The organism is Armatimonadia bacterium, from assembly GCA_039679385.1.
In the GTDB taxonomy this organism is placed as follows: Bacteria; Armatimonadota; Zipacnadia; order Zipacnadales; family JABUFB01; genus JAJFTQ01.
This window is the reverse complement of the sequence record JBDKVB010000120.1, coordinates 18,122-27,398: the sequence shown is the minus strand read 5'-3', so window position 1 is coordinate 27,398 and position 9,277 is coordinate 18,122. Positions and strand designations below refer to the sequence as shown.

General features: G+C 64.3%; 9 protein-coding genes. 2 read left to right on the top strand and 7 right to left on the bottom strand.

Annotated features, from left to right (window positions below; all coding sequences use genetic code 11):
• The 7 genes from ABFE16_13490 to ABFE16_13460 all read right to left on the bottom strand — a co-directional run.
• Nucleotides 1-205 (bottom strand): NADH-quinone oxidoreductase subunit J (locus ABFE16_13490; GenBank protein MEN6346307.1); only part of this gene is annotated, 205 nt, incomplete at its 3' end.
• Between the two features lie 80 nt (nucleotides 206-285).
• The gene (locus tag ABFE16_13485) at nucleotides 286-870 is read right to left on the bottom strand and encodes an NADH-quinone oxidoreductase subunit I (GenBank protein ID MEN6346306.1); all 585 of its coding nucleotides are present in this window, start codon (nucleotides 868-870) and stop codon (nucleotides 286-288) included.
• A 50-nt stretch (nucleotides 871-920) separates the two neighbouring features.
• A complete protein-coding gene (gene nuoH, locus ABFE16_13480; protein MEN6346305.1) occupies nucleotides 921-1,997 on the bottom strand; it encodes an NADH-quinone oxidoreductase subunit NuoH in 1,077 nt (358 codons plus the stop codon).
• A gap of 60 nt (nucleotides 1,998-2,057) precedes the next feature.
• On the bottom strand, nucleotides 2,058-3,161 hold the full coding sequence (locus ABFE16_13475; protein ID MEN6346304.1) for an NADH-quinone oxidoreductase subunit D: 1,104 nt from the start codon (nucleotides 3,159-3,161) through the stop codon (nucleotides 2,058-2,060).
• 8 nt (nucleotides 3,162-3,169) lie between these two features.
• Nucleotides 3,170-3,736, bottom strand: coding sequence for an NADH-quinone oxidoreductase subunit C (locus tag ABFE16_13470; protein ID MEN6346303.1), 567 nt, complete (start codon nucleotides 3,734-3,736; stop codon nucleotides 3,170-3,172).
• A 28-nt stretch (nucleotides 3,737-3,764) separates the two neighbouring features.
• The gene (locus ABFE16_13465; protein ID MEN6346302.1) at nucleotides 3,765-4,316 is read right to left on the bottom strand and encodes an NADH-quinone oxidoreductase subunit B family protein; all 552 of its coding nucleotides are present in this window, start codon (nucleotides 4,314-4,316) and stop codon (nucleotides 3,765-3,767) included.
• 77 nt (nucleotides 4,317-4,393) lie between these two features.
• Complete coding sequence (locus ABFE16_13460; GenBank protein MEN6346301.1) at nucleotides 4,394-4,804, bottom strand: NADH-quinone oxidoreductase subunit A; 411 nt, start codon at nucleotides 4,802-4,804, stop codon at nucleotides 4,394-4,396.
• Between the two features lie 266 nt (nucleotides 4,805-5,070).
• On the opposite strand from ABFE16_13460, the gene ABFE16_13455 reads away from it, so the two are divergent.
• Together ABFE16_13455 and ABFE16_13450 are read left to right on the top strand one after the other, a co-directional pair.
• On the top strand, nucleotides 5,071-5,523 hold the full coding sequence (locus ABFE16_13455; GenBank protein ID MEN6346300.1) for a PPC domain-containing DNA-binding protein: 453 nt from the start codon (nucleotides 5,071-5,073) through the stop codon (nucleotides 5,521-5,523).
• Nucleotides 5,524-5,609: 86 nt separating this feature from the next.
• Entirely contained in the window at nucleotides 5,610-9,251 is a 3,642-nt protein-coding gene (locus ABFE16_13450; protein MEN6346299.1) for a hypothetical protein, read from the top strand.
• The last annotated feature ends 26 nt before the right edge of the window (nucleotides 9,252-9,277 follow it).

Genomic DNA, 9,277 nt, shown 5'->3' with positions numbered 1-9,277 from the left:
CGCCCACGTACACGATGACCTGCATGGCGAAGAGCAGGTGCGCCCCGAGCAGCCCAAACACCCCGGCCACGCCCACCAGAGTGGGCAGCAGCCACAGAGCCGCATGGAGCACGCGCCGGGCCAGGATGACCCCTAGCGCAGACCCCAGGGTGAAGAGCGCCACCAGCAAGAAACCAAGTTGTTCCAGCCAGTCTGTTGCGTTCATGAAGACTCAGTTGCTGCCTCAAAGCCTGTGGTACAGATGACCGTAGTGCCTCTTGACGGCGTTCTGCGGGCAAATCCCTGTCACCCAGTGGGCGTTGCAGTAGGCCCTTGCTCGTTGTCCGCCGTTTCGGTGCCTGCTGCGACCGTGGTGCCGGGCGCAACGGTCTGCACCCGCAGCGGCTCATCGTAGGGTTCGCCCCTGCGTCGCAGGTCCTCCAGAGTGCGGATAAGCATCTTGGGGTCTGGCGCGGCCTGCTCGTAGTCCGGCGTCATCGTCAGCGCGCTGAAGGGACAGACCTCCACACACAGGTGACAGAACATGCATAGCCCCAGGTCGATGTAGAACTCGGCAGGCACCCGGTCCTTGCCCTTGCCCTCGCCGACGATATGGATGCAGCGATCGGGGCAGACCTTCGCGCAGCTCCCGCAGGCCGTGCAGCGCAGTCGTCCGCGCTCGCGGTCGGTTATCAGCGCGAAGTCTCCTCGGTACCCCGGACGCGGCTTGTAGTTGCGCTCCGGATTGGGGAAGGGGTAGTTCACCGTCGCCTTCTTGCGGAAGAAGTTGACGATGGTGACCCACAGGCCCTTGAGCACGCTTACGGCGCCGCCTAGAATGTCGGCGACGATGGACACGCGGGCCGGTTGTTGCGACGAAGGTGAGCGCATAGTTTCCCTAGACAGGCGTCACTGCAATCAGGCTTACGAAGGGCAAGTCGCTAGTGCCAGGCCACCGCCGCAGCTGCGATCGCCAGGGCCACAAAACCGGCCGGGACCAGCAGCTTCCAGGCGAAGGACATAAGCTGGTCGATTCGCAGACGGGGCAGCGTCCACCGAACCCAGAGCACGAAGAAGACGAGGAGCGCTGCCTTCAGGAACAGCCACAGGACCCCCGGGATGACCGTCTCACCAAAGGGCGAAGCCCAGCCGCCCAGGAACACGACAGACACCAGGATCGAGACCAGCAGGATGTTCGCGTATTCGCCAAGGAAGTAGAGCGCGAACTTCATCCCGCTGTACTCGGTGTGGTAGCCGGCCACCAGTTCGCTCTCTGCCTCGGGTAGGTCGAAGGGCTGCCGGGCCACCTCTGCAAACATGCAGATGATGAAGATCAGGGCTGGAAGCCACAGGCAGGGCTTGCAGATGTTCCAGGACAGCAGGCCGGAGCCTGTCTGGCCCTGCACGATGCCTTCCAGCGACAGCGTCTCGCTGGTCAGGACCACGCACAGCAGCGCCAGCAGCATCGGCACCTCGTAGCTGATAACCTGCCCTGCAGCCCGGACGGCGCCCAACAGCGACCACTTGTTGTTCGAGCCCCAGCCACCCATCAGGATGCCGATGATCGTCATCCCGCTGGCCCCCACGAAGAAGAGCAGCCCCACATTCGCGTCCAGGAGCCCGCCGATCACAACGCCCTTGTCCCAGGGCACCACGAGCCAGCCCAGAAGCGACACGACAAAGAACACTACCGGCCCCAGCGTATGCAGAGGAATGTCGGCGCCGGCAGGAACGATGTCCTCTTTCTGCAGCAGCTTCACCGCGTCCATCGGCGTCTGGAAGAGCCCCTGCGGGCCGACGCGAAGCGGTCCAACACGAGCCTGGATCCATCCTGAGACCTTGCGCTCGGCGTAGACCAGAACCAGGGCCGCCCCCATCATCACACTGATCACAACGACCACGCCGACGATCCAGGCCACCACGTCCACAAGCAGCGACGACCAGTCGCCAGGTAGACCCCAGCCGGTCAGCAGGTTCACGGAATAGTCTCGGATTGCAGTGAAAGCGTTGCGTAGCATGTTCAGTAAAGCTCGCCCTGGATCAGTGTGCGGCCAGGCCGGCAGCCGCCGGAAACGACCTCACTTGTCCACGTCACCGAGCATGATATCGAGCGCGGCGATTGCGATGACCGTGTCGGCCACGTAGCCACCCCTCATCAGCTCGGGCAAGGGTTGCAGGTTGTAGTAGGAGGGAGGACGCCAGTGAACTCGCAAGGGCTTCTCCCCACCGTCGGAGACCAGGTAGCAGGCTACCTCGCCTCGCGGTCCCTCCACGCGCTCATACACCACTCCCGGATCGGGCTTGATCGGCCGCGGGACCTTGACGCTCACCCCACCGCCGGGGAGCTTGTCGAGGGCCTGCTCGAGGATCCGCAGGCTCTGAACCATCTCCTCGCAGCGGACCAGGTGACGGGCCATTGCGTCGCAAGTGTCGAAAACGGGAATATCAAAGTCGAACTCCGGGTAGACGCTGTAGCCCGGGGTCTTGCGCAGGTCCTGGGCAAGGCCGCAGGCGCGCAGACAGGGCCCGCACTGCCCGTAGCGGATGGCCTGCTCGGGCTCCAGGACCGCCACGTTCTCCACGCGTCCCCGGAAGATACGGTTCTTCGTCAGCAGATTGTTGTACTCCCGCAGCTTCGCCGGGAAGTAGGCCAGGAAACTGCGCAGCTCCTCAGCGAAGTCATAGGGCAGATCGTCGCGCACCCCGCCGATGCGCAGGTAGTTGTACAGCATCCGCTGGCCCGTCACGTGCTCAAGCAGATCGCTGAGACGCTCGCGATCACGGAAGCAGTGCAGGTATACAGTCGTGGCGCCGGTGTCGAGGCCCATGGCCGTGAAGTACATCAGGTGGCTGATGAGACGCTGCAACTCCGCCATCATCACCCGGATGTACTCACAGCGCTCCGTGACCTCGATACCCAGCAGCCTCTCCACCGCGCGCACATAGACAAACTCGTTCGTCAGCGGACTCAGGTAGTCATAGCGGTCGGTATAGGGGATGTACTGAGCCCAGGTTAGCTGCTCGCCAATCTTCTCTAGTGAGCTGTGCAGGTAACCGATATCCGGCTTGGCGTCGATGACCCGTTCGCCATCCAGACGCAGGACAACACGCAGCACCCCGTGAGTCGAGGGGTGCTGAGGCCCCATGTTCAGCAGAATCTCTTCGGTATGCAGGTCCTGCACTGGCGTCCTCACTGAGCCTCGGGCGTGGGTTCCTCGTCCGGGTTCGTCTGGCCGGCCGGCGTCTTCCCGGCCACGAAGGCTCCGGGGTCCTCATGCATCGGGTCACGGCGCAGGTAGGGATGGTCCTGCGGGTACTGATAGTCCTTACGCAGGGGGAAGCCCTTCCAGTCTTCGGGAAGCAGCAGATGCCCCGGGTCTGGGTTGCCCTCCACCGCGATCCCGAACATCTCCATCAGCTCCCGCTCCGGCCATCCTGCACCAGCCCATACGTCAGTGACGGTCTGGACCTTGGCGCCTCGTCTGGGCAGTTGCACCCGGACGCGCACAACCTCAGCAGTCGCCGGGCGGGACAGGTGATAGACCACCTCGAAGCCCTCGGGGTAGTCCACACCGCACAGATCAAGGAGATAGTCGAAGGCCGGCTGACGGTCCCGCCCGAGGTACTCCAGCGCCTCACGGGCCGCCTCAGCCGGAAGCCGGATCTCCCACGTGCCGTCGGTCGCCAGGCTTACCGCCTCACCAAAACGCTCGGTGAGGTCCTCGGGGACAGGTTGTGGGAGGGTCTTCGCAGTCACAGATATCGTCAATTCCCTGACAGGCTGTCTACCGTATGGCGGCTTCGGGCGGAAGCTGGTGTTCGGCTTCCCAGCGCTCATGCCGTGGCCGATCGGTGATGCTTTCCTTGCGGATCAGGTCGTGGAGCTTGAGCAGACCGTCGACAAGACTCTCCGGCCTCGGCGGGCACCCGGGGATGTAGATGTCCACGGGGATGACCCGGTCAACGCCCTTGACCACGCTGTAGGCGTGCTGGTAGAACCGTCCGCCGCTGACTGCGCAGTTCCCCAGGGCGATGACCCAGCGGGGTTCCGGCATCTGGTTGTAGAGCCTCTCGACCACCGGCGCCATCTTCACGCTCACGGTGCCCGCGACGATCATGCAGTCCGCTTGCCGGGGTGACGCTCGCATGATGATCCCGAAACGGTCCAGGTCATAGCGCGGACCGGCGGTGGCGATCATCTCAATTGCGCAGCACGCCAACCCAAACTGCAGAGGCCACAGCGAGCACGCCTTGCCCGTGTTCAGCACCTTGTCAACGATGCTGATGAACCGCACCCCGGGAGGCGTATCCTGGTAACGCCGCGCCAGATTCCGCATCGGCTCCTCGGTCGTGGCGTCGTAGGCTTTGTCGAGTTGCTTCAGTAGGTCCATGGCTCTCGTTCCATGTTGGGGGCTCAGCGTCGTCGGTCGGCGGCAGGGCGCCTTGCGTCGTCTGCCCACTCGAGGTCACCCTTGCGCCAGACGTACGCCAGGCCGACCAGCAGAATGGCGATGAAGATCCCCATCTCGATCGCCGGCAGGGGCCCCAGGGCAACTGGCGCACTAAGCTTCTTGAAGACGGTGGCCCAGGGGAACAGGAAAATGGTCTCGACTTCAAACACGACAAAAACGATGGCGATGATGTAGTAGCGAACGAAGAATCGGCTCCAGGCTGAGCCGAAGGGGGGAATGCCGCACTCGTAGACAAGACGCTTCTCGTCGTAGGTGTCGGCAGGACGCAGGACCATGGCGAGGACCAGCGTGATAGCCGCGAACACAAACCCGGCCACGATGAACAGGGCCAGGGGACCGTAGACAAGCACCATGTCGATCTTCCTACGGGATCTGTCAGCAAGTGATCGGAGACGAGGACGGCCGCTCGCACTCCAACACGCGCCCCTCAAATACCCCACCGGCGCCGGGCAGCCAAGTATAGCCCGCCGCTGGCGCTGGCGTCAAGGAACCCGCCCGGCGAAGCCACGGCCCGCGAGCCGGTGGCAAAGCGCGAGGATAGAGGATTCCGCAGGTCGCATGTCCAAAGGGTGTGGTGAGCAGACTCCGCGAATCCTCTTTGCAGGGCAGGTGCCGGATAATGCAGTACTCCGAGGGTAGACTGGGGCGTGTCTTCGCCCTTCGACTCGAGCATGGTGAATCCATGCCGCAGGTGCTGGAGCAGTTCGCCGTCGACCACAACCTTCAGGCCGGCGTTGCGATCATGGTCGGCGGGGCCGAGGACGGCAGCAGGTTCGTCGTGGGCCCGGAGGACGGGACGGCGCTGCCGCCGGTACCGGTCACCAACCAACTTCAGGGCGTCCATGAGGTAGCGGCGGTCGGTACGATCTTCCCCGACGAAAGCGGAACGCCGATGCTGCACATGCACGCCGCCTTTGGGCGGGGTGACGAGGCGCGCTCGGGCTGCATCCGGGCCGGGATCGTCGCCTGGCACGTCCTGGAGATCGTGGTGATTGAGATCATCGGTCTCAACGCCCTGCGTTGCCATGACCCGGAGACCGGCTTCGAACTCCTCACCTTCCCTTCGAAGTAACCGTCTCTCATCAGCAGGGCCTGGTGTCTCTCGCTGGTGCGCTGAACGCGAATCCGTCCGAACCCTGTCGTCAGGAGGCGTGTGCCATGCTGCGGTACTGCCTGGGTATCCTGTTGGCCCTCTGCGCACTTCCCGCCGGCGCTCAGTGGCTGCCGGCCTACGTCCCGAACGCGTCCTTTGAGCTCGACGTTAACCGCGACAAGGCGCCGGACGGCTGGAGCACCGCCTTCTTCCGCTCTCAGGGGAAGGCTGCGTGGGAGACCGGTGTCGCCCATACGGGGACCCGCTCGGTCCGGCTCTCTGACTCCAAAGACCCGGCAGATCAGGCCTGGGATGCCAACACCGCACGCTGGGTGCAAGACACCCCTCGGTCCTGCGTACCGGGTGAGACACTGCTGGTCGACGGTTGGGTCAAGACCGACCTCACCGAGGGACGAGCGAGGATCGACCTGTGCTTCTCCGGCGGCGGAAAGTGGCTCAAGGAGACTGGGACGGCCCCGGTGAGCGGCAAGACCGACTGGCAACGCTGCAGCGCCTCGGTTGAGGTTCCGGCCGGCGCAGAGACGGTGTGCGTCTATCTCAAGCTGGATGTCGGCGTCGGCAGCGCTTGGTTCGACGACATCACCGTCGCCCCGGGAGGCAAGCCCCAGGGCAACTTCCGGCCCATCGACCTCCGGGCAGCCTGCACCACCGGCTTTGCTGATGAGGTCGCTGGTGACGGGAAGGGAGGCTGGACGGATCAGGGCGACAATGACGCACGGGAGATACCCCTCGGTCGTCAAGTATGGCGCACGATCCCCTTCGATATCGTCGATCCTGCGACCAACGGTGACCGGTCCTGCATCGTCCTGCGAGGACGAGGACGCGAGCAGATGCCTGCGGCCGCCGAGCTCTCCGTCAACCAGCGCTGCGACGTGCTCTACTTCCTGCAGGCCGACGCCTGGGCTGGAAGCTCGGAATCGGTAGTTGCTCGCTACCTGGTGACCTTCGCCGATGGCAGCACGGTCGCGGTACCCTTGCGCAACGGGCGCGAGGTCCTGGACTGGTGGGGTGCTCGCGATAGCGCCGAGAGCGCCCTTGGGTGGCAGGGCAAGAACGCACAGTCGCCCAGTATCGGGCTGTGCATCTACCCGTGGCGCAACCCGAAGCCCGACGCGACCATCGCACGAGTTCGGCTGGAGAAGGCAGGAGGTGACGCCGTGCCGATCCTTGTGGCCGTGACTGCCGGGGACGGGCCTCCACTGATGCCTGAGCTGCCTCTGAAGCTGGAGTTCACCGACACGACCGGCTGGTACGAGTGGAACTTCGACCTGAAAGACCCAACACTGCGCGAGATCGACCTGAGTTCGCTTCTCGATGCGCCGGCCGGCAAGCATGGGTTCCTGACCGTAGGCAAGGACGGGCACTTCTACTTCCAGGATGGGGTGCGTGCCCGCTTCTTCGGCACCAATACCGGCGGCGCCGGATGTTGCCCCGACAAGGCAGCAGCCGAGATGATCGCCGAGCGTCTCTCCCGCTATGGCATCAACCTTCTGCGTCTGCACAGCATCGACGGTAGCTATACGCGCTTCATCGACTACGCAGTCGGTACCACCCAGACGCTGAACCCCGAGATGCTCGACCGCTACGACTACTTCGTGGCCCAGCTTCTGAAGCGCGGCATCTACGTCTACTTCGATCTGCTGGACTACCGTCAATTCCTCCCCGGAGACGGTGTTCGCGACGCCGGGCAGCTCCAGGTTCGCTGGGAGAGCTCCATCAAGGGTGCCAGCATCTTCGACGAGAGGATGCTACAGCTCCAGAAGGACTACGCGACCGCGCTCCTCACACACCGCAATCCCTACACAGGCCACCGCTATGTCGATGAGCCGGGTCTTGCTGTGCAGGAGATCACCAACGAGAACTCGCTGTTCTACCTGCAGAACCAGAAGCTCATGCTGCCCAGTTACGTGGCCGACCTCGAGGCCCGCTGGAATCGTTGGCTCTTGGACCAGTACAAAGATCGTGCTGGACTGGCACGCGCCTGGACTCGGGGTCGGGAGTGTGCCCTGCTCGCCGACGAAGACCCGGCCCGCGGCACTGTTGTCCTGCCGCTGAGGTTCCTGCACTCCGACCTGAGCAAAGCCCCCTATGTGGGAGAGCAGAGCCCTGCTCGCTGCAATGACATGCAGCACTTCCTGTACGGCCTCGAGACGGCTTACTACAACGAGATGATCAGGCACCTGCGCTCGCTGGGGCTGAAGTGCCCTATCACCGGCACCAACCAGGACTTCTGCGACGCCTCGAACGCAGCGAACGCGCAGTGCGACTTCACCTCGCGCAACAACTACTGGTGCCATCCCGACGTAGACGCCAAGCCCTTCATGCGCTTCAGTAATCTGGCAATGGTGAGCTCGGACCTGGCCGCCAAAAGCAATCCAGTGGCTGAGGTCGCCTCGAGCACCGTCGTGGGCACGCCGATGATCGTGCCCGAGTTCAACTTCCCCTGGCCGAACGAATGGCGCTGCGAGGCACTCCCCTTGATGGCGGCTTACGGCCGCCTGCAGGACTGGGATGGCCTGCTCTACTTCGCCTACTCGGCCAACGAGACACGGCTGACAAGCTTCGGAAACCAGTCCGATCCGGTGCGCTGGGGACAGATGCCGCTGGCGGCCCTGATCTTCCTGCGGGGCGACATCGCAGTCGCACGCAACACCTGGCATGTCGGCGTCTCAGGGGTCGATCGTTTCAGCACTCGCCGTGGCCGTGCCACTGACGGCTACAGTCTCTACCGAGTGCTGCCCTACATCTCCCAGGTGCGCAATGCCTACTTCGACGATCGCTACAGCGGCGATGCCGAGGTCGTGGTATCCAGCGGCCATTCGGCCACAGGCGACTTGAGTCAGGCACGGCATGCTCTGGTCTTCGCCGACTGGCCCTTCTCCGACGTCCTGGCCAAGTCGTCCGACCGGGGCCTGTCCTCCCGCCTCACCGTGCCGGGCTTGCAGACCAGTACGGTAGTTCCGCCGGTAGCTTCCGCCCTGGGCAGCTTCGACACGGTCCTGGACCCCGGTTCGTTGCCCGTCGGGGCCGAACCGATCAGGGCCGGCGACGCCACGGTCGGGTTCCTGTCCGACCGTCAGTACGTGATGCCTCATGCCTCGGGACAGGCAGCGACCGACCCAGCCTGGTTGCACCGTATGGTGCTGCAGGCCGCGACCCGCTGGCAGCTACCCTCGCAGGCTCCCCTTGAGGAGGCGGGTCGGGTCTTCCGTAGTGACACAGGCCAGTTGGTCCTGGATCGGACCGCCGGGCTCTTCACGGCCGTTGCGCCCTGTGTGCGGGTAGCCCTGGGTCAACTCGGTGGTGCAGCGAAGGTGGTTCTTGGGGACGTGCGCGTGGAGTGCAAGACTCCCTTTGCCTCTGTCAGCGTCGCCTCGCTGGATGGCCGGCCAGTCGAGACCTCGCGCCGGCTTCTGGTTACGGCGGTAGCACGATCGGAGAACACCGGGCAAGCCTTCCTGGACGGTCACCGTGCGATTCCCGAGAACGGGCGTGCCCCGGTCCTCGTGGAGCCGGTCGACTGTCGGCTAACCTTGCCCTGGACGGGACCGATGCAGGCGACACCCCTGAACCCGAAGGGGGAGAGGGCGACGACGGGTCAGGTACTTCAGTCAGGATCGCCCGGCGCTCTGATCCTTGACCTGACGGGCGCGCACAGTCCGTGGGTGCTGGTCGAACGCGGCTGAGGCTACATGGGGGCAGCGTGAGAGTC

Coding starts and splice junctions, on each gene's coding strand:
- nuoH (MEN6346305.1), bottom strand. CDS start 1,997: ATGCTACGCAACGCTTTCACTGCAATCCGAGACTATTCCGTGAACCTG.
- ABFE16_13450 (MEN6346299.1), top strand. CDS start 5,610: ATGCTGCGGTACTGCCTGGGTATCCTGTTGGCCCTCTGCGCACTTCCC.
- ABFE16_13460 (MEN6346301.1), bottom strand. CDS start 4,804: ATGGTGCTTGTCTACGGTCCCCTGGCCCTGTTCATCGTGGCCGGGTTT.
- ABFE16_13465 (MEN6346302.1), bottom strand. CDS start 4,316: ATGCGGAATCTGGCGCGGCGTTACCAGGATACGCCTCCCGGGGTGCGG.
- ABFE16_13455 (MEN6346300.1), top strand. CDS start 5,071: ATGCAGTACTCCGAGGGTAGACTGGGGCGTGTCTTCGCCCTTCGACTC.
- ABFE16_13485 (MEN6346306.1), bottom strand. CDS start 870: ATGCGCTCACCTTCGTCGCAACAACCGGCCCGCGTGTCCATCGTCGCC.